Below are 19,358 nucleotides of genomic sequence, written 5' to 3'. Positions count from 1 at the left end.
ACTTATCTTCTGAACGAACCCATACGTCCCATGAGACACATAAAAGGGCTTGATGGCCTGAGAGGAATTGCAGCGCTGATGGTCGTCCTGTTTCATATGGACGTGTTCTTTGGCGTCCTTTTCTCGCCCGATGGACGCTATACGCATGCGCCGATTGCATGGCAGATCTATCGTCGCCTCATTGATGGAAACTTCTCGGTCGCCGTCTTCTTTGTGCTAAGCGGCTACGTATTAATGGTGGGATATGAGCGTTCTTGCAATGCAACATATCTCACGGCTGGAGCCATCAAGCGCTATTTCAGGCTGACCCCGATAGTGCTTGCTTCATGCGTCTCGGCATATCTTCTGCAAGCCACGCTCGGATTCCATAACGTTGAGGCGGCGACTGCCATTGGCGGCCACGCTTGGATGGAGTCCGCTTATCGCATCCCCCTTACCTTTTTTGGCGCGATACAAAATGGTTTGATTGGCGCGTACGAGGGAAATATCACCTATAACGGACCATTGTGGACTATCCGCCTTGAACTGTTGGGCTCCTTCATGCTTTTCGGGTTTGCGGCATTGTTCTATAACACGCGACTTTTCCCCGCGTATGTGGCAGTAGCTGCTTGCTTCGCGTCCATGCTCTGGGGCGATGATGGCCTCTACCTTTCCCTGTTCCTTCTGGGGGCAGTTCTGGTTAAATATCAGCACATCCGGCTTTCATTGGTTTGGATGCTCCCAGCACTCTTTCTCGCTACGGAAAATCAATGGACACCTGAAGTCATGCTCATATCGTCTGTGCTCAAGTTTCCAGTGAGCATCAATGCCATATGCCATGCAGCGTCTGCTTTTCTCACGCTAGCCGTAGTTTTAAAGTCAGACTGGCTGCAAAGGGTGCTATCCATCGCGCCTATTGCACTCCTTGGGCGTATATCGTTCGCACTCTATGCGTTCCATGTTCCAATCATGATGAGCATCGGCACGTGGGTGTTTATGCATAGCGGAACCGGAATACTTGGTGCAGCTCTGGCAGTCGCCGCGACCTTGATCACATCATTGATTGTTGCCCTCTATGCCAGCATAACAATCGACCAATGGTCGCAACGGATCTCTGGATATATCGCAAAGAAGCTTCTAAAGGATGATGGCCGCATATCGATAAAACATTCCGCAGCGGCTAATCATTGACCATCGCAACTGTAGTCGATGAACGTTCCGTTCAAATTCGTACCGGTGAAGGTCAGCGCCGTCAAGGTATATGAGTACGCTGCCGCCGCTAACGAGTCTCCCGACCAGAAGCTAACCCTGCAAAAATTGTAGGTGGAAAACGCATGCGCAAATGTCAAGGTGCATGACGTTACTGTCCCACTCCCGGCGGTTACGCGCCCGCTATTGTCGGTAGAATGTGAGGCTATCGACGGAGAGGTTCCGCATGACGAGATCGTCGGTGCCGTCCCCGAATGAGATACACGCCCGTACTGATCCACGCGCATCGTCTCAGAACCGGCCGTGATTACGCTCAGCGCATTTGAAGATGGATTGCCAATGCCCGTGCCACCGTCTCCCCAGAATCCATAGATCGGTGTCGTCGAGGTGAAGCCATTGGTAACCTGGATTTGCGCACCGCCACCACTTGATCCCGTGTACCAGGCACCAATATACGTACCTGCAGTGCTGTTCGAAATGGAAAGGGGATAGACCGGCGCGCGACCCGACGTATACCATGCTGATGGCGGGGTATAACCAAAGCCCGACCCAATACCAAGATAGCCATTTTGCAAGTACGCGTTCGAATGGCTATCGAGTAGCAACGCAAGCGACTGATTCGCACTCGGAACAGGCCCAATCATACCGCCGCCGGTCCCGTTAGCAACCCATACCTGAAAGTTGGTCGGGATATTGCTTGTTGCAATCGTACCGTCTACGGAATAGTTGAGAGTGCCAACGTCTACGAAATTCGTACCGTCACTGGCGTTTGCGCTCAGTTCGAAAAGACCGTCTCCGGGCTGTACCGCCCCTTGGCAACCCTTTGACGAAGTGCATCGACTTTTCATGAACGCCAAATAGGCGCTTGAGTTGTCGTTGGAGTTTTCAATCAATGCCCCGTTGCCGCCTAACAGCCCCGTTGCAGACGTTCCGTAATTTTGGAAATCGGCATACAGCAAATTCCCGTTAGTTCCGCATGCGCCGCCAATCGCAACGCATCCTGCCGTTGTACCGCTTACGCCTACCGACAAGCCGGAGAATGCCGCGCTATTCGGCGTTGTCCCACCAATAGCAGGAGGCGACGCAAAATAATTCGAGAAGCCAGTCCCAGAGACGGTAGACGAAGCCGATAGGGCCGTGAATGCGCCTGTTGAAGCCGTCGTCGCGCCGACGCTTGCGTTATTGATCGTCCCGCCCGTAATCGTTGGACTCGCGATCGTCGGAGACGTTGCTAGGACTGGCGAGCCGGAACCAGTCACGGCATTTGAAAGAGCTGTTGCTACACCGGTGCCAAGGCCAGACACACCAGTTGAGATAGGCAATCCAACGCCATTTGTCAGTGCGACGGCAGAAGGTGTTCCAAGATTCGGCGTATTAAGTGAAGGTGAATTCGACAACACAACCGATCCAGTACCAGTTGATGTCGTTGTCCCCGTTCCCCCATTGGGTGCCGTAAGTGGATTTTGAAGAGTAAGACCGCTGAATGTAGGCGCGGGAAATGTTTGCGCAAATGCAAACGTCGGCACCAAAAGCGCAGCAACTAGAAGTTTTTCATTTGTCATGCGATAGTTACATCAGATGATGGCAACGCCGAACTTTGTCCCAACATACACATCGTCACACTTGCTACATAGGCAGAAAATACTGAAGCAAATTCTTTGAATTGCGCGATCGTGAATGTATGCTCAGTTCCCGATGCATCTTGCCATACGGCAGTATCAGATCCATTAGCAAAAGTCCCATTCAACAGAATGGAAGTGACTTCAGCCATAACGCGTTGCTGCGCAATATTATTTACGCTGAATGTACCGCTGAGAGATGGCGTGCTAGAACTTGTTACCGTCAATCCGGCAGAAAAAGCATTCTGTGCCTGTTGCTGAATCGTAAGTGGAGCAACCGGGGCGGTATATGCTTCAAGCATTCCATTTACATAAGCTACATTCGGGCCACATTGTTTGAAAACCGAATCAGAAACCTCAATTGAACCAAGTGGTGGGGGACGAATTTCATCGTCATACATGCCCGTAATTGCGCCAGTCGAGCTAATGGTGATGTATTTCGCCATGTCAAAGCACCGCGATCAGGTTGATGTTCGTGTTATACGAATTTGGATTGAAGATTGTCGCTGATGTTATGCCGACTCCGGTTAGCCACATTGCCTCTGTAATTGGATTAGATGGCCCCAGCGTGGTATAAAATACTTGCGGAGCTGAAACGAACGAAAGCGGAAATGTCCAGGTCGCCGATCCGTTTGCTGGCGCAATGAGCTGGAATCGGCAAAGCTGAGCACCTCCCGGCAACACCCAATATGCCCCGTTTCCATTTGAACCGTAAATGAATTGACCCAATGCAACTGCATCAGGCGCAGAAACTGCATTGGCAACACTAACTGGTTGCGTAAAAGCATTGGCACCAGTCCAGGAATTGTTTGTGCTTAATTGGCCAAAACTTCCTTGCTGTCCGGCAGTTGGTCCACTAAAAGCATAGTCGCCAATCAACCATGAAAGCGCGGAAGTACCTTCCTGCGCTCGCATAACCGTGAGCGTTGCGCCAGAAATTGAAGTCGCATACAGAACTTCATAGTTGTTCTGAGTGGCCGCATCATTCAACGTGATGACGAGTACGTATCCAGCCGGAATGGACGACGGCAAATTCGCCGTACTAGCAAGTGTGATCGTAGTGGAAGTATTGGAGATCGCACTCGCCAACGTCGTATCGATGTTGTTGGCAAAGATGAAATTAGTCATATTATGCCGAGATGCAAATCACCCCGTCGTTATTCCACAATTGATTCAGATTGTTTGGATTTGATGTTGGCAATCCGCCTCCACCCAATGACAGAAGACCTGCCGCAGTGATTGAACCAAAATAAACCGGCGCGCCGCTTCCTGAACCACCTGGCACGACCGAAACAGTGCCTCCGTTATACCAAACATCTCCAATCGTCAGTCCACTTGGACTAGTCGGATAAAACAAAGGAGAGGTCATCCACAGGACGCCACCGTCATTGAAAAAACTGACGGCGTTATAAGCGAATTGGTATTGAAATGGCGTGGCCAGCGCACCATTTTGGATGCACTCTTGCAGTGCGGTAAAAATAGAATCTGCGAAAGATGTGATCGTGAATGTCGTACCGGACACCGTAATAGATGGCGGGGTATTCAATACCGGCCAATCAGATCCATTTGATCCGTTAAGAAATCTATTGATGCGATTCTTTAGCCAACCGATAGTGAATACCTGTCCGTCGCCACGGTACAAATTCCATGTCAACACCCGCTTGTAGATATCATCAGATGCAAGAACGGCAGACCCCGAAGAAATTTTTTTTAATGTATTGTATGGGTTCTCGTTGTATGCAAATCTGTTATACCCAGCTTTTATTGTAGTTTGCTGTGTTGATAAAACAGGGCGAGCGATTCCATAAATACCATTGCCAATCCAATCAAGAAGAGATCCAGTGATAGATGGCGATGTGTAAAGCCCAAGCGGAGTATTGTTGAACCAATCTAAATATCCTTGAGTGATTGAGTTGTATGCAGAAACGAATGATTGCAGATCTTCATCGTCTGAATACTGCAAATACAAATAACTCGGTATTGTCTGTTGCAGTGGTTCTATCGAAAATGACTCAATCTGCATTATTATCCCTGTGTTACAGTAATTCCCGTAGCGCTGGCATAGAAATATGATTCAGGATCAGATGCAATGATGCTTGTTCCAGCGCTTGGACTGACCGATTGTCCATTGATCGTGACAGCAAATTGAAGAGTTGTGATATTTGGTGCTGCAATCACTGTAGAAACAGCATTCTGGAATACCGCCGTCATTTCCAACTCATTGATAGGCTGACCTACATAGACACTGTTGATATAATTTTGAATCGCGGGAGCTACTAGTTGATTTACAGACAATCCACCGGTAAAACTTGGAAGGGTGGTGTTCCATGTCACGGCCACGGTCACAATTTGCTGAGGTGGGTTGACAAATGTGATTGAATAAGTATCGGGATTTTGAAACAGAGAAACGGAAACATTCCGCGGATTGGTTGAAAACTTGGCGCCGCCCACATAGCTACCAAATCCACTGCCATTCACGTTCGTTGTGATCGTATCTCCCGTGATAGACCTTGTGATTGACGCAACCATATAGGTCGTATTGAACCCACTCGGCGTCGCTCCGGAGACCGTGAACGTTCCGCCCACTTGAAATCCTGTAGTAAGATTCGTCGTCACTACTACGGGATTGGCATTCGTCATCCCCGTAATGCCAAGTTGTGAGCCCTGAAGTACGGCAATGTCAGGGACGCTTTGCAGGATGGCAGTAGCCACCGAGTAGGCATCGCCGCCCCCACATACAATTTGCCAACCGCCTGACAATTGGTTGATCGACACAAGCTGTTGCTGAACACCTGTAACCTTTTCCAGCAACGTTTTCACGTAGGCCGGCGTTCCAATAGATGCAACCTGCCCAGCTTGGAGCACCCTGATGCGATAATCTTGAACGCTTTCCGCAATAGTCGCTGGGGTGCCAGCCTCCGGATTTGTGACGGTGACAGTATATGCACCAGGAATCGAGGTAACGATCTGGGTAACGGTATTGGCCGGAATCGGAAATGTTCCACTGTTTGTGGCGACGGCATACAAAAGCGGGCTTGTGCCGCCTGTTTGGATTACTCCGCCATCTTGCAGGGCATATTGATTCGTCCCGTCGCCTACCAAGAAACCTGGTTGGAATACATATCCAGAAGGCCCAGAGAATTGCACATAGATGCGTGCATTCGCACTTGTTCCTTGAGCCACACCAAACTGAGCGCCCAACTGAGCCAAAATATAAGCATTGGCCCCGTATGGCGTGACGGAATTTATAGCATCAACGCGCGCTTGGTCGATCGCCACCATCGCGCCAACGTCGGTTCCAGCAATGTCATCAATTAACGATCCCGGCAAATTCGCCGTATAGCCGGGATTTTGGCTGGCTACATAATTTATGAGAGTGCTGTACAACGTTGATACAGGTGTTGCCATCGGCCCCGCACTTGTCATGATGAGCGGGACATTTGTTGGACTGATTGTATTGCTCATTGATTAGACAGTAGAAGGCCACATTGCATTAACCATGGCAATGATGGAAAAGTCCGTAGATCTTTGGGGAAAGCCGCGCGAGGTAGATCGTAATCAATAGATATTGCTAGTGAGTTACCCAAGAAGAACCAGTGCAAAATACAGGAGTAACAACTGAGCCACCGCCAGTAAGAGTAGCCCCATATGTAGGGCTAGTGGCATCTGTCACGGTCATCGTGTAACCCTTGGTCGCGGAGTTACATGTCGGCAATGTCGACGTGATACGAAGTCCGCTTGAGTAACCGGTACGCGGCAGGGAAATGACCTGATTGTAACCGTCCGAGTTATTGGTGAATGTATTCTGCTGATCTCCAAGAATGGTCAATTGCTGCCATCCATTTGTGCCATTGTTGATGGTGAGCGTATTGTTTTGGAAATTACCCATCATCGTCAATTTATCGCTGCGAATCGTTCCGCCAGGAGTAATTGTCGTATTTGGCATATAGTTGCCAAAAAACGTAACGTTATTCAGTCCCGTGGTTCCAGTTCCAGTAGGGGCTAGCGTTGCAGCACCGGTCGCAAAATAATTGTGGATGAAGTTCCAATTGGCGAGCTGAGTCGCGGCATTGAGGCCAGAAAATAAGTCAGATGGGCCGGTGTCCTGTGAGATATAGCTGTTCTCCATCCGAAGACCTTGAATAAGCGAAACTGTACCGTCTGAACAGAACACTGATGATCCGGATGGAAGCGGCTCTTTGTAGACATTCACAAAGTTGTACGCGATTTCCGCACCCGGCGCGTACGTGTATTGCCCCCACCGGAAAGCGCAAGTCGTGTTGTCATTCTCAAACTTGTAGTTCACGAAGTCGATGCTGTTGGGGCCTGTACCGCCACCGCCGGGAGAGATAGTCGACGTAAAATAAACGTTGTCTGTCGCAGTGTTGTAGTTCCCCGATCCGTTCGCTCCCGAGCGCCCCCCAACCTGACTAAATTCCGGCCATGTATTAAAAACCCAATAGTGAGTGGCGCATGACTGGAGGTAGTTGTTGACGCCTTGGCCGCTAATACCGCGTTGGAATTCAACGCACGTGTCGAAGTTTGCAATCGCCACGTTTTCCATGCGAACGTTATAGCCACCAGCCCATACAAGTCCTTTCTGTCCACTCGTCGGCGTGCCGGCCGCACGCGCGATGGTGATGTTCTTAACAACCCCGCTCTTCAGGGTTCCCTGCGTGCCCCACGTTACGCATGCGCCCGAGAGCGACGCAGAACATGTCAGCCAAGAAAATCCGGGGTAGGTAAATGTCGATGAAGTGTTCTCACCACTACTTACCGTGCCGATGAGAGAATCACCGGCCGGAATGGCAATTGCGGTTCCGATGAGAAACCCGGATGTTGAAGGGGGGATCAGGCAAATAGACGTGACCGCAAAACAGGCATTGACTGCCGGTCCCGCATCGGTTGATCCGTTGGCAACAGCGCCCCAAATGCGAATGTCCGCGCCGAACGGCGACAGCACGGCGAGCCAGCATTTCCCATCAGCCGATTTTACTTGCGAGCCATTGTCTCCGTTGCCGCTATTCAGAGAGCATGCGGATCCGCTTGAAACATAGGTTGTGCCTCCACCATCACCCGTTGACGTGTAGCCGTCTCGATAATAGGTCGACGAATTTGCGGTAGACATCCCCTGCAACGCCGCGAGATTGGCCACATGCGGAACGAGTGCAGAATTTGTTGCGAGCACCGTTCCACCAACAGTGCCGCCCGTAATCGTTGCTCCAGAACTCGACAAATTATTAAGCGTTGCGGCGCCGCTGGCATTCAATGTCGTGAACGACCCAGTACTACCGGAAACAGGTGTCCCGCTGATCGAGCCGCCCGTGATCGTCGCACTTCCAGTCGACAGGCTATTCAGGTTCGCCATACCAGACGAACTGAGCGTAGTGGCTGCGACACTACTTGGAGTAGTCGATCCAATCGATCCAGGCGAGGCAAAAGTGGCACCCCCTAGCGTCGAGGCATTGATTGCGGAATTACATCCGAACCCCGAGGATGACGTGTACTGAAGAGCATTGGAGGACGAATTGCATCCAGGCACCGCAATTGCTGAGGGTGTTGCGCTTGAGGCCGTCGCATTGCCAAGAATCGTATTGGATACTTGCGGCGACAAGCTTCCCGGCGTAATCGTACCGGCTGGGAACGTTGCAGATCCGGAAACTACGAGATTGGTGAAATTCCCACCAATACTAGTCAGCGTGGGAGCCGTCAGTGGGCCCGATAGCGTAGCCCCAGTTAGCGGAACAACGGCTGCAAATGCGTTGTTCAGTTGCTGTGCTGTCAGAATTTGACCGGGCGTGAACTGAGCATTGGCCCATGCACTAACGAATAGAAGGAGAAGGGCTAAGCGTCGCATTATCCGAGCATTGATTCGTTAAGAATGAACGTGTTATTGAGCTGAGGCGCTACGATCGATGAATCAACGTAAGGTGTGAGGATCGCGCCGTTATGGCATACCGCCGTAACGTTGTAGACTGGCGGCGATGTGTTCTGTACTCGATTAATGGTCAATGACGCAAAATACGGAGCAAATTGAGTTTGTATTTGCATCGCGTAGTAATCCGGGAACACCTGAGTCATTATTGTTTGATACTGGGGTATTCCATAGTTACTGAAGAATGGCGATTCTCCGAGATTGAGCTTGAGGCATTGAGCAAGGGTTGTAAGCCAAACGGAATCATTGAACCCCGCGGAATCTGTTGTCACTTCCACCCAAGTTTTGCTACCATCCTCGTTAGCAATTCTCCCGTACGTCCTCATTTCTCTCTCTTACGCATGATTTATCAGGAGAACGCGATGTCCTCTGCAACTGAAGATGCCAAAAAGACTTTCTTAGCGTTTTGTGCGACGATTGCAGTAATTTCGGCTCTATTTTTGCTCCTGGCAATCGCAACGGGCGGTCTTTAACCCGTCATCCCGCCAGTATTGCCGGTGCCAGTCTGCACGCCGCCATGGTAGTGGCCGTTCACTGACCCATTTGGAACGATGACGTCAGGTGTGGTGATGGGAACAGGGAAATTGACGCCAGAAGCACCCCAAGTGAATGTTTCGGAACCAATTTTTATGGTGATGCCTGACTCGTTCAAAGTCAGCGCCACATTCCCGTCTGCTGTTTGAAGAATCACGCCTGAAGGCCCTTGGATTTGGGCCATGTTTTGATTGATTGGTGCGCTATTCGAATTGCTGACCGGAACAAAAACGAGCGCGGTGAGATTGCCCGTGCGCGTCATATTGGCAGTGCCGCCACCAAGACCCGAAATGCCGCCTAGGTACACATCGCCAGGCATCGTGATACCCTTGTCGCCCACCTGCGTAGGCATCCTGACCCAAGGCGACTCAGCCTTTGGAATCGTCACATTCGGCAATGTTTGTGGCGACGCATTGACATCAAACGCAACCGTGACTATGGCGCCATTAACGGCCACAACATGGCATGGCAATGCCCTGCCGGTATTTTGAATCGCCTGTTGTGCTCGATTGATGGCAAGTTGATTGGCACTGCCCTGTATCCAGAGCTTTCCGTAGTTCTCAGCCATTTGGAATCAGCAGGCAGTTGACGATAGTTGACCACTGGCTTGCATCGTTGGAGCGAAAGTTTCCGATCTGTCGGATTTCATTCACGATGAAGTTGTTCTGGAACGCCGTTTGATATTTGACAGTGGAGGGCGATGAATTAGCTGTCGTCGTAACAAGTCCAGGAAGGTTTTGATATCCCTGCGGCATCCGAACCATCGCGCCGACCTGAAGATCGGCCCGCGCCACCATTTTCATCTGCATGGTGTTGACTGCAAGCCATGTCGGTTGTCCGACAAAATCAGCAATCGCGAGTTGGATAGGAGAGGGTGAGTATGAATCATCCCATACGACAACTTTCCCGCCCTGAATTGCGATATTCACTCGGTTGTCGAACACTCCTTCCGTTACATCGCCGATCATTTGCGCCAGTTGATCCAGCGTGCCGCAAACATGCACCTCGTCGTAACTCAGCACGAGATCCGACGAAATGTTGATCGAGATCGCCGTGTTCGGATAGGCGATGGAAAGAGTTTGTTGGAGCGCGGCGGATAACGGCGTGCCGGCTCGCCAATGCAACACGAAATTACCCGGATTGTCGATCGTATAGATGCCAGGAATGACAACAAAATCCAGCGTTTGTTCGATGCCCTCCCAGTTACCAAAGGTCTGGAAAACGGTTCCTTTGAGAATCGTTCCGGCTTGCGAAGGATTGACGAGCGGCAATCCTGCCTTCATGCCCGCCTTCAGCTCAAGCGTCATCCCAGCATATTGCTGGGGCTGCGTCAGGTCTTGAAGGGCGATTCCCTGTACAGTAATAGTGGACGCTCCATTGGGTGTGCCATATGGCCCCACCAGAGCGTCATATTCTATGTTCTGAGCTGCCGCGTTATAGATCCCGCCGGGATGTGATGTCCATGTCTTGACTGGCGTTGAGCTACCAGAAGGCGTTAGCGTCAATTCGTAATAGCGAGCCATTCAAGGATTTACTTCGATATTTCCGGAATCTTCTCTGTACAAAATCGTAGAGGCGCTAAAAATTCCCGGAGCAAGGAAAATATCGCCCCCGTCAGGCGATCCAATCATGGCACCACTCCACACGACATTGCTATTCGTGTCCATGATCGTCATATACCACCTTTGACCATAGACATTCCATGTCACGTTGCCGATGTAACTCGCGCCGTCTAAAGTCAACGTTGTTGAAAATGGCGGGTTTGACGTATTTGATGGCGTGAAAGGAATGAGAGTGGTCATTACAGGGGGCTACTCAAAAACTGATTGACGACGCCTGCAAATTGCTGAATATTCTGGAGCGCCCCTTGAGCTGCTGATCCAACCGCAACTGCGGCATTCGACCAGATCGATGTTCCGGCCGCTGGCGTTGCGCCTGATACTTGCGCGCCGCTGCTCAGTTTGCTCATCAGAGAGTTGTAGGCGGATGTCGCTTGTTGCTGGGTAATCAATGGTTGAACAAAATCAAGCTGATATTCGATTTGCTGTTGCTTCGTGTCGCCGCCAGTGACATCCGTCATTTGTGTAAGTAGGCAGTTTGTGTAGATATACGATGGTGTCGCAATCGTATATGTGCCGCCTGCTGCATTGTGCGCAACTAGCGAGTTCTGGAGCGATGTCCAGATCGCGAGTTTCGTCAGATAGCCTGCCTGATCCTTGACCGGAGCGATCATTCGCAGCGAGATCGACAGCGGCTGTTGGATCGTCGCGTTTGCTGCGACAGTTTGGTTAGCAAACGGGTACATCGCCACTTGTTGACTAACAAGTGTTGATCCGGGAATAGGGATGAAACGCGCAAAGAAATCAGACGTGCTTAGGCCGCCTGTCGTCAGAAATCCTTGCGCTAGTCCCGCTAGTTGCCCAGTCAAGCCAATAATTGGCAACATGCCGCCCAGAGTATTCGCCGCGATCCCGTTCACAAGGATAATCGGTGACACCTGAAACGCGATGTCATAGACGGACGAAAATACTGGTTGTGACATATCAGTGGGAGGCCGCGTTCATAGAAACCGCGACGCGGCTCGGTGTCGAATTTGTGATATTGATATTCACGTTCTGTCCATTTTTGGCCAGCATGGACGCAATCTTGCTGATATATGCCTGCGTTTCTTTTGGAGCGAACTTCTCCCACTGCGCACCGTGCTTAGAGATATCCTTGTCGAGATTTCCCATCCCCCAGTTGTACGCAGCCAGCGCCTTACGTACGTCTCCACCATATCGTTTCAGCAGAAACGTGTCATATCGAGCCGCGGCATTCATGGAGTCTTGCAAATTATTTACATTCCCGCCGCCGCCCCATTCAGACCACGTGTCCTTCATGAACTGCATTGGGCCCATTGCCCCTTTGGGGGAAAGAAGATGCTTTCCGCCGTCAGATTCAACTTGATATTGACTTTGTAGAAGAGATGAAAGTGGCGCAGAAACATTACCTGCCACACTTTGTTGTGCTGTTGGAGAGGATGCACCAACTGGCATTCCCAGTTGTTGGCGGAGCCAATTCCCCATTGTGCGAAGGCCAGAAGTAACGCGACCTTCATTGGGCTGAACTTGACCTGGATGTTCAATAGCCCACAATAAGCTTTTCGCCTCTGGCCCAGCGATCTTCAGTAAGTTGACGGCTGCTGCCGCAGCAGCATCTCCCATTGTCTTCAGTTCCGGAGACGCAGCAGCCAATTGCTCATTGAATGTGTTGAGCACTGTAGCCCAATCGGATTTCAATGCGGCCTTAACATCGGAGGCTTGATCGGCGGTAGTTTGATCGACAGAAGCGCGCTGAGCAGCAATTAGCTCACGCTGCTGGGCCTCCATCCAATCCTTATCCGTATAGCTTGCACCGGTTCTAAGCTGCTGAAGCGACAGGAAATCAGTGAAGCCATACGCTTGAGCCATCGAGCCAGCCGGAAGGCCAGCTTTCTGCCATTGACGATATTTCCCGCTCGCGGCCCGAGCGAAGTCATACGTCAGTTGTTCTGCATCTTCGTTTTGAATCTGTTGGGGCGTCAGACCGGCAGCAATAAGCGCGCGCCATTTTGAGACATCGCCTTGCGCGCCGGCCATTGCGCTGAGATCCGATGCCCCAAGGCCGAATTTCTCGAAATTCGCTTCGAATGCTTGCGTTTGCCCGATCTTCAGACCAAGACCACGTGCTTGCAGGTTTTGACCAGCGAGCATATTGGTGGCGCCATAGACAGCCCCAATGGCAGAACCGATCCCGCTGACACCGACTGTTCCAAGCTTGAGCAAAATCTTGCTCATGCTCAAGATGGATTTGTGCATCGAAGTAGATGCTTTCTCCATCTTCATCATTTGAATGGCGCCGTCCTTTGCCTTGACATTAAACTTGTCCTGGACGCCAACCGCCTTTTGCATCGCTTGAGAGATCGCTTCTGCCTGAATGGCCGCGATCATCAGGAATTCTTTCGACGACTTGGACGACTTCGAAAAACCGCCCATGCCACTTCCGGCATCGTCGATGACATCAACAACCTTCTTCCAATCTTCCGGCATTTCCTCCAGTTGCTTCTGATACTTTTGGAAAAGTTTGTAGAAATCCTGGAATTTTGAATCGTCGATGTCGACAGTAACGATACTTTTCGCTGCCATTATCGCTTAAGTGCTTCAGTTAGATAGCGCTGCCGGTATTCCAACGCGGATCGATATGGCGTCTCGTATCGCTCAAAGGTCTGAACAAATCCCTCACCGGAAATCCATCTCAGGATGGAATCGAGGATTGTGTCCTTTTCGTATGCTCGTGATGCATCGAGGTCTGTAAGGAAGCGGCGAACTCCATAGGTGCGGAGGATGTAATCAACGCACCAATCAGGGAAGCCGTTCCCTTCGCCATCATCTCGCGATCGGCTTTTCTCGCCATCGCATAGAGACATGTAAAAAAAACGATGCTCGCAAGCGCTTCCTCCCAGTCCTCGGAGTCGATTCGACCTTGCTGGATAGCTGCGTCTACGGGCAGAAGATCCCATCCATGTTGGCCAGGACAAAGAATCATCGTCAGGCGCTTGAATTCGCCGAGGAGAGCAGCGGTATCATCGTCCTTGACAATGCCGTCCTTATCGAACGATCCTCGGGCCGCCGCATCCTTTTTGCCTTCGTCTCGGAGCGTAAGTGCTGCGATGCGCGGGCCAGAGGATGAGAGGTAGTGAGAACCTTTCCCGGCAAGGGCTGATTTCGTGGCGGCCAGAACTCGGAAGTTGGCGTCAAACACTTCGCGACTGATCGGTGTGTGATACGCCCAAACGCGCACAACCTCTTCAGTCTCGTCGATCAGTTCTTCTTTCCCGTCAATTTCCTTCGGGACTTTTCTCGTGACCAATTCAGTCACGACTGGAAGCGCAATATTGCGCTGTTCGTTGATCTTCATCTGATTCCCTACAATCAGCCCATGTAAAAAGGCTGCGGCAACTAGCAGGGGGACTAGCTTTCGGGGATGACCCTAGCCGCAGCACAACCGGTTACGTCAGATTCCAGAGATTCGAGTTCAGATTGAACACGCCACGGATAACGAGTCGCACGATCGGATCAGTACCATCCCATGCACCTGGATCGATGCTGCGGATGGCGGCCTGGCTAATCGCGACCGGACTAAACGCGGTAGTGTCTGGATAGCCCGTCACGTCGCCCAGAATGCCAGTCGTTTGAGCCTGCGCCATCCAACTCTGCGCGAGAGCTTGAGAACGCAACAGACCAACCGTGATCGTCGCCATCACATACGGTTCCGGCGAGTTCACAACACTCGTGCCGGTTTCGATCTGATGAACGAAGTCACCCTCAAACTCGACCCGGGCAAAGGATTTGCCCATATACGGAGCCGTGACGTTCAGCGTCGGGAAAGATGACACCACAATCGATGTCAAGATCCGATTTAATGGGCCGGGAGCAATAAGCGGAGGATTTGCCATTTCTTATTTTCCTTAGCCCACAAACTGAACAGCGTCGAGTTGGAACGTGATCGTGAGGAAGCCATTCTGACCAACCAACATCGCTGAGAATCCGTTATAGATCCCGTTGTTATAATCGTTCGGATTTGTTTGCGTGTATGTGAAAAACGGAACTGCGGACACAACGCAACTCAAAGCACAACCGAATTTGACGGCGGAATTTCCAACACTCTGCGCGACAGCTTGCAGCGCGTTAATGCCTGCTTGGTTGTAAAGAAGGGGAGGATTGCTGTTTGATCCGTTGATGACAGCGTTTGCGAGGGCCTGCTTAACTTGAATGCGAAACCAGTCAACGCCATACCACCACGAAGCCTGCTCCCCATCCATCGTTGTGCCTTTGAACTGACACGCCGTGGAAACTCCGCCTTCAGCACCGGTGAGAATCAGATTCCCGTAATTAGTCAGAACGGTGTTGATGTTGGTTTGATTTCCAATTTGCGACCAAGGCGTGACACCATAGACATATCGAAATGCCATAGGCGCCAACTGATTAGCCGGGCCCGGATTGTTCACCAACCATTGATAAAACGAGGTAGATGCCTGATGCTCAGTGCTAGCTTGTGTCGGGCTTGGAACAACGGCGAATACAGCTTTGTTGTTCGCATACGTTGGAAGATTCGTTACAGTCGTTATGACAAAGAAATACGTTTGGCCGCTTGGGCTTTCATAGTTCGCCGTCATCGTGTTCAACGCAGCAGCAGACGAATAGTCCCACGACCCTGGAAGCAGATAGGCGTAGAAAATTTGCGGGGTACTATTGCCGGTAATCCAAGTCTGAAGTGCCGTGATTGCCGCAGCAGCCGTAGTCTGTGTGCCAAGTTCCAGCACATAGACACCAACCGAAGTCCCTTGCGCGAAGAACGTTGTGGCCGCATTGGTAATGAAGCCGGAATTCGCTGGCGCATAATTGCCGGGAACGGTTTCTAAGCCAGGATTCGTAGCCAGAGCATACGTGAACGTATTGGTACCAGTAACGGTCGCCGTGAACGTTCCGTTATAGCCCGCAGGTGTCGCACCGGAGATAGTCGTGGTGAACGTTTGGCCGGTAGAAAGACTAAGCGCCGCAGAGGTCGTAGCCGTAACCGTTCCGGTCGACCACGTTAGACTTGTGAGTGCAGCAGGCGCAACAAGAATCGAGGTTACTTGCGAAAGGGTGCCGCAGTATTGGTATGTACCAGCCGAAAGAGTAGTGCCGCCCGTTGAGACGATTGCACCACTTTGTTGGAGCTGCGATACAGTCGGCGCCCGCGTAATCGTCGTATTGACGGTTACGATAGTCGGGGTGATTGTCGTCGCCATGGGGCGGACTCCTGGCGATTAGATGTAATTTACAGAGACAGTGCCGCCAGTACCCGGATCAACAACAATCCCCGTGGCGCAAGGCCAATCAAGAGGAATGATCGTGCCGACAACAGAAGTTGTCGGGCCTGCGTAGATAAGATTCGCCGCAGCTGCACCACCAGTTGTCGCAACGTCATAGACCTTTACGGCGGTAGACGATGCGACGTTCACCACGACCTTCACGACGCGACCAGGAGAAGTCTTGACGGCCGTAATTGAGGTAATGTTGTATTGGCCGGTCTTACCCGATGCGATAAATTCGTTACCAGTCGAATCGACTTGGCCCATTACGAACTTGCCAGCCGGGTTGACGTTTGTTGCTGCTGCGAGAGGGCTTTGGGGCATGTCACGCTCCAGAAAAAGAAAAGCCCGCATTGCGCGGGCCTCATGGATAGACGAAGAGGATCGTCAGGGGGTAATTGAAGAGAAACCGGCCTCAAGAATGAGGCGTTGAGCAACTGCATTGGCAGTGCTCTGGAAATACCAGCAAGCGATATCGATCGTCTTTTTCATGGCGATCGTGGATAAATCAACTTGAGTTCGCTTCCCATCCTTGATGGCTGGGGAATTTCCAAAACCAAAGTTATTGGTATTTTGAGAGTACGAAATCAGCGAAGCGAGGAACTGGATTGCTTGTTGATTGGTGAACCCATACAGCGTTAGGCGCACGTTATCTTTTGCAAGCTGCGTGCTCGACATTTCTTGCAACGCCGTTGGAGGCGTAGGATTTCCTGGCCAGTTATAGATCGGAAAGGAAGGGACTTCCGTCAGGTCTGGTTCGATGTGAGCCACGATGTACGGTGGCGCGATGTTATTGGGAACAAGAAATGATGGGTAGACCGTCGCCATGCTGTTTTGAGCCAACCAAATCGGCAGGCTGTTGGTCACGATTGGCTCGGTAGGAAGGTCGGCCGAGCTATTGACCAACTGCGTCTGCATCACTGAATAGACCGCATGGCCCATGTAGTGATACAGATTTGCTTGCTGGTAAAAATTCTCCCTCTTACGGAAAGAGAACTGTTGTCCAGCAAACTCCCCGACATAAATCATGTTGGGGTTGACATCGTTGAAGATGTCGATATCTGAAAGCGCAGTGAAAACGATATGATCGATATCGATCGTTGCGTCTTCATGCTGGTCTCGATCTACTGCATAATGGATCGAACCCTGAACCGTTTGTGTTGTACCTGTTGCGATGTAGAACACATATCCATCAAGCGGCAACACTGTTCGCTGGTATTGCGTGAACGTAACAGTTTGATTCTGCGATAAGGTATTTACGCCAGCCGCAAGCGTATCAGCCAGTTGCGACTGGTTGTTCAGCGACTCGGCGATCGACGGCATTACTCAATCCAGACGGTGGCACTCTGTTGGTAGAGCGAGGTATCAATGAAGGAGGGCCGACGAGGATTGCCCTTCGCATATGGGTGTTTCAATCGATGGTTCACGCCATCAAGGGCAGCTTGTGTAGGCGTTCCTTCGATCCCGACATGCTCAACTTCTCCGGTGCCCAAAAAATCCTTAAACATCTGCGAGACTTTGCTTTCCGCAGATGCAAAAGGATTGGCGGGCGGACGACCTCCCATCATCACTGTCTCAAGCGCCCCAGCAAGCGATTCCTCCAACGATTCCGCGATCTTTGAAAGCTTCACATCCACGAACGCCTGCATGACGCCGTACTTGTCTTCGAGGATTTCAGCTATGTCGCCGGTAGTCTTGGTGGCCGCTTCGTTCTTTGGTTTGATTGGCTTGTTCGCCTTACCTTTTTTGGCTTGCGGCACCTTCTCAGGTTGTTCTGCGTTCGAGTATGGGATATCAATCACCCCAATGTGCATCACCAGGTGCTTTGACGGGGAAGTGATGAATGACGACGCAGATTCTGTGCTTGTAGCGGTGTCTGTCCCGGCCATTACTTACCTCAATTCAGGCGGCAACAGACAATCCTAGCTTCTGCCGCCATTCTTCATCTGTCATGGCCCATTTAGAAAGGTTGCAGGAGGCGCAAAGCCACTGCAAATTTTCCCGCCCATTGGAACCGCCTCGCACCAATGGAACCTTATGATCCAAATGTCGTTTTGTTACACGCAAATCAGCGGCACACAAAGTGTTCGCGCATTTATACTGCTGCGCCGCGAGAATTTCTAACGCATCGTCCGCCGTATGCGAACCCTCTGCGGCCACCAGCATCGCCCTTCGGCGATTATTGTACTCACGAATCTTGTCTAAATTGGCGCGCTTCCATTCGGAGTGACGCCTTCTTATCAAATCCCCTTTGAGCGCATATCGCATTGATCCTTGGCGCAGGGCCGTGTCTCTATTCTCCAAGTAATAATTCCGAGAATATTCTTGAATCTTTTCCTTGTTGAGCTTTATATACTTTTCTCGACTCTCCCGAACACGATCGGCATTCTTGGTGCGCCATTCTTTTGCTTGGATGGCCACCCTATTTTTGTTTCTAAGATAATGTTCGTGCCGACCCTGCACAACCTTTTCAGGGTTTGCTTCCCTCCACATGCGATTTGCGGAGTCTATGCGCTCTTTATTTTCAAGATAGTATGCTTGATTCTTTTCTTTGATTGCGTCCGCATTCTTCGTGCAATAATCTTTATAGTACGCACTGATCCGCTCCCGGTTTTCATGAGCGTACTTTCTCACACAGGCGATGCATATGGCGCGCACGCCAAACTTACCAAGCTTCTGCTTGTGGAATTCCGTCAAAGCTTTTTCAATACCACATTTCGTGCAGGTTTTCATGGGCATAATTAAGCAATACGAACGGCAATATTATACCGCATTTACTATGCCAAACTACGAAACACCCCATATATTTCCTAGTGGTTGTTGCATTCCCAGCCACTGCCTGCCATATGGATCTTTTAATTGCTGAAGGTTGCTTAACTGGAGACCATTCAAAAATTCTGGCACATTAAGCGATTCCGATGTGCTCACGTCTGCCGATGACGCCACCGTTCCGCCAATGAACCCAGTGATATCCCACGTCTTGCGCAGATCAGCGAAATACGTTTGATTGGTTTGATCTGGACACCAATTGATGAGAAATGACGTCGCCAAACAGTAGACCGCGAAGCAATAGTAGTCTTGCCCCACTGCATACAGCACGAGCAGCGTCATTTCCTCCGCATAGCTCAATGCCCACGGTAGATATACGCTGTTCGAAGGCAGCGCAGCCGTAGGAACACCGGCGACTGTCGTCAGAAACGTGTACAGA

General features: G+C 50.9%; 20 protein-coding genes. 1 reads left to right on the top strand and 19 read right to left on the bottom strand.

The annotated features are described in order from the left end of the window. The first annotated feature begins 30 nt into the window (after positions 1–30). The gene (locus HWX36_RS15145; RefSeq protein ID WP_175952888.1) at positions 31–1,170 is read left to right on the top strand and encodes an acyltransferase; all 1,140 of its coding nucleotides are present in this window, start codon (positions 31–33) and stop codon (positions 1,168–1,170) included. On the opposite strand, the gene HWX36_RS15140 is transcribed toward HWX36_RS15145, so the two are convergent. From HWX36_RS15140 to HWX36_RS15050, 19 genes are all read right to left on the bottom strand, one after another. Then, a complete protein-coding gene (locus HWX36_RS15140) occupies positions 1,164–2,750 on the bottom strand; it encodes a hypothetical protein (protein WP_175952887.1) in 1,587 nt (528 codons plus the stop codon). The two genes, HWX36_RS15145 and HWX36_RS15140, sit on opposite strands and share 7 nt — an antisense overlap. Further along, positions 2,747–3,253 (bottom strand): hypothetical protein, encoded by a 507-nt coding sequence (locus HWX36_RS15135; RefSeq protein WP_175952886.1) that lies wholly within the window; start codon positions 3,251–3,253, stop codon positions 2,747–2,749. The genes HWX36_RS15140 and HWX36_RS15135 overlap by 4 nt, the downstream gene beginning before the upstream one ends. A 1-nt stretch (position 3,254) precedes the next feature. Then, a complete protein-coding gene (locus HWX36_RS15130) occupies positions 3,255–3,935 on the bottom strand; it encodes a hypothetical protein (RefSeq protein ID WP_175952885.1) in 681 nt (226 codons plus the stop codon). A gap of 1 nt (position 3,936) precedes the next feature. Beyond that, positions 3,937–4,830, bottom strand: coding sequence for a hypothetical protein (locus tag HWX36_RS15125; protein WP_175952884.1), 894 nt, complete (start codon positions 4,828–4,830; stop codon positions 3,937–3,939). Positions 4,831–4,832: 2 nt separating this feature from the next. After that, the gene (locus tag HWX36_RS15120) at positions 4,833–6,272 is read right to left on the bottom strand and encodes a baseplate J/gp47 family protein (protein ID WP_244136429.1); all 1,440 of its coding nucleotides are present in this window, start codon (positions 6,270–6,272) and stop codon (positions 4,833–4,835) included. A 106-nt stretch (positions 6,273–6,378) separates the two neighbouring features. Next, positions 6,379–8,175, bottom strand: a complete 1,797-nt coding sequence (locus tag HWX36_RS15115) for a hypothetical protein (RefSeq protein WP_175952883.1) — start codon at positions 8,173–8,175, stop codon at positions 6,379–6,381. Between the two features lie 1,036 nt (positions 8,176–9,211). After that, positions 9,212–9,844: a hypothetical protein gene (locus HWX36_RS15110; RefSeq protein WP_175952882.1), complete on the bottom strand. Its 633-nt coding sequence runs from the start codon at positions 9,842–9,844 to the stop codon at positions 9,212–9,214. Continuing rightward, a complete protein-coding gene (locus tag HWX36_RS15105) occupies positions 9,837–10,799 on the bottom strand; it encodes a hypothetical protein (protein WP_244136428.1) in 963 nt (320 codons plus the stop codon). The genes HWX36_RS15110 and HWX36_RS15105 overlap by 8 nt, the downstream gene beginning before the upstream one ends. Then, on the bottom strand, positions 10,800–11,078 hold the full coding sequence (locus HWX36_RS15100) for a hypothetical protein (RefSeq protein ID WP_175952881.1): 279 nt from the start codon (positions 11,076–11,078) through the stop codon (positions 10,800–10,802). Beyond that, entirely contained in the window at positions 11,078–11,818 is a 741-nt protein-coding gene (locus HWX36_RS15095) for a hypothetical protein (protein ID WP_175952880.1), read from the bottom strand. The genes HWX36_RS15100 and HWX36_RS15095 overlap by 1 nt, the downstream gene beginning before the upstream one ends. Before the next feature lies 1 nt (position 11,819). Then, a complete protein-coding gene (locus tag HWX36_RS15090) occupies positions 11,820–13,439 on the bottom strand; it encodes a lytic transglycosylase domain-containing protein (RefSeq protein WP_175952879.1) in 1,620 nt (539 codons plus the stop codon). A 109-nt stretch (positions 13,440–13,548) separates the two neighbouring features. After that, the gene (locus HWX36_RS15085; RefSeq protein WP_244136427.1) at positions 13,549–14,211 is read right to left on the bottom strand and encodes a hypothetical protein; all 663 of its coding nucleotides are present in this window, start codon (positions 14,209–14,211) and stop codon (positions 13,549–13,551) included. Positions 14,212–14,302: 91 nt separating this feature from the next. Then, entirely contained in the window at positions 14,303–14,749 is a 447-nt protein-coding gene (locus HWX36_RS15080) for a hypothetical protein (protein WP_175952878.1), read from the bottom strand. A gap of 12 nt (positions 14,750–14,761) precedes the next feature. Further along, on the bottom strand, positions 14,762–16,087 hold the full coding sequence (locus tag HWX36_RS15075) for a hypothetical protein (protein WP_175952877.1): 1,326 nt from the start codon (positions 16,085–16,087) through the stop codon (positions 14,762–14,764). Between the two features lie 18 nt (positions 16,088–16,105). Beyond that, entirely contained in the window at positions 16,106–16,474 is a 369-nt protein-coding gene (locus HWX36_RS37160; RefSeq protein WP_244136426.1) for a hypothetical protein, read from the bottom strand. Between the two features lie 63 nt (positions 16,475–16,537). Further along, entirely contained in the window at positions 16,538–17,473 is a 936-nt protein-coding gene (locus HWX36_RS15065) for a hypothetical protein (protein WP_175952876.1), read from the bottom strand. Further along, positions 17,473–17,964, bottom strand: a complete 492-nt coding sequence (locus tag HWX36_RS15060) for a hypothetical protein (RefSeq protein ID WP_175952875.1) — start codon at positions 17,962–17,964, stop codon at positions 17,473–17,475. Before HWX36_RS15060 ends, HWX36_RS15065 begins: the two co-directional genes overlap by 1 nt. A gap of 88 nt (positions 17,965–18,052) precedes the next feature. Continuing rightward, entirely contained in the window at positions 18,053–18,883 is an 831-nt protein-coding gene (locus HWX36_RS15055) for an HNH endonuclease signature motif containing protein (RefSeq protein WP_175952874.1), read from the bottom strand. Between the two features lie 54 nt (positions 18,884–18,937). Continuing rightward, on the bottom strand, positions 18,938–19,261 hold the full coding sequence (locus tag HWX36_RS15050; protein WP_175952873.1) for a hypothetical protein: 324 nt from the start codon (positions 19,259–19,261) through the stop codon (positions 18,938–18,940). Between the last annotated feature and the right edge of the window lie 97 nt (positions 19,262–19,358).

It is taken from the genome of Burkholderia sp. BCC0405, assembly GCF_902833075.1.
Classification (GTDB): domain Bacteria; phylum Pseudomonadota; class Gammaproteobacteria; order Burkholderiales; family Burkholderiaceae; genus Burkholderia.
Note: the sequence above shows the minus strand (reverse complement) of the source record. Positions and strands in the feature narration are given on the sequence as shown.

Excerpts from the sequence above, each read along its gene's own strand:
- HWX36_RS15145 (WP_175952888.1), top strand. The coding sequence starts at position 31 with ATGAGACACATAAAAGGGCTTGATGGCCTGAGAGGAATTGCAGCGCTG.
- HWX36_RS15140 (WP_175952887.1), bottom strand. The coding sequence starts at position 2,750 with ATGACAAATGAAAAACTTCTAGTTGCTGCGCTTTTGGTGCCGACGTTT.
- HWX36_RS15135 (WP_175952886.1), bottom strand. The coding sequence starts at position 3,253 with ATGGCGAAATACATCACCATTAGCTCGACTGGCGCAATTACGGGCATG.
- HWX36_RS15130 (WP_175952885.1), bottom strand. The coding sequence starts at position 3,935 with ATGACTAATTTCATCTTTGCCAACAACATCGATACGACGTTGGCGAGT.
- HWX36_RS15125 (WP_175952884.1), bottom strand. The coding sequence starts at position 4,830 with ATGCAGATTGAGTCATTTTCGATAGAACCACTGCAACAGACAATACCG.
- HWX36_RS15120 (WP_244136429.1), bottom strand. The coding sequence starts at position 6,272 with ATGAGCAATACAATCAGTCCAACAAATGTCCCGCTCATCATGACAAGT.
- HWX36_RS15115 (WP_175952883.1), bottom strand. The coding sequence starts at position 8,175 with ATGGCGAACCTGAATAGCCTGTCGACTGGAAGTGCGACGATCACGGGC.
- HWX36_RS15110 (WP_175952882.1), bottom strand. The coding sequence starts at position 9,844 with ATGGCTGAGAACTACGGAAAGCTCTGGATACAGGGCAGTGCCAATCAA.
- HWX36_RS15105 (WP_244136428.1), bottom strand. The coding sequence starts at position 10,799 with ATGGCTCGCTATTACGAATTGACGCTAACGCCTTCTGGTAGCTCAACG.
- HWX36_RS15100 (WP_175952881.1), bottom strand. The coding sequence starts at position 11,078 with ATGACCACTCTCATTCCTTTCACGCCATCAAATACGTCAAACCCGCCA.
- HWX36_RS15095 (WP_175952880.1), bottom strand. The coding sequence starts at position 11,818 with ATGTCACAACCAGTATTTTCGTCCGTCTATGACATCGCGTTTCAGGTG.
- HWX36_RS15090 (WP_175952879.1), bottom strand. The coding sequence starts at position 13,439 with ATGGCAGCGAAAAGTATCGTTACTGTCGACATCGACGATTCAAAATTC.
- HWX36_RS15085 (WP_244136427.1), bottom strand. The coding sequence starts at position 14,211 with ATGAAGATCAACGAACAGCGCAATATTGCGCTTCCAGTCGTGACTGAA.
- HWX36_RS15080 (WP_175952878.1), bottom strand. The coding sequence starts at position 14,749 with ATGGCAAATCCTCCGCTTATTGCTCCCGGCCCATTAAATCGGATCTTG.
- HWX36_RS15075 (WP_175952877.1), bottom strand. The coding sequence starts at position 16,087 with ATGGCGACGACAATCACCCCGACTATCGTAACCGTCAATACGACGATT.
- HWX36_RS37160 (WP_244136426.1), bottom strand. The coding sequence starts at position 16,474 with ATGCCCCAAAGCCCTCTCGCAGCAGCAACAAACGTCAACCCGGCTGGC.
- HWX36_RS15065 (WP_175952876.1), bottom strand. The coding sequence starts at position 17,473 with ATGCCGTCGATCGCCGAGTCGCTGAACAACCAGTCGCAACTGGCTGAT.
- HWX36_RS15060 (WP_175952875.1), bottom strand. The coding sequence starts at position 17,964 with ATGCACATTGGGGTGATTGATATCCCATACTCGAACGCAGAACAACCT.
- HWX36_RS15055 (WP_175952874.1), bottom strand. The coding sequence starts at position 18,883 with ATGAAAACCTGCACGAAATGTGGTATTGAAAAAGCTTTGACGGAATTC.
- HWX36_RS15050 (WP_175952873.1), bottom strand. The coding sequence starts at position 19,261 with ATGACGCTGCTCGTGCTGTATGCAGTGGGGCAAGACTACTATTGCTTC.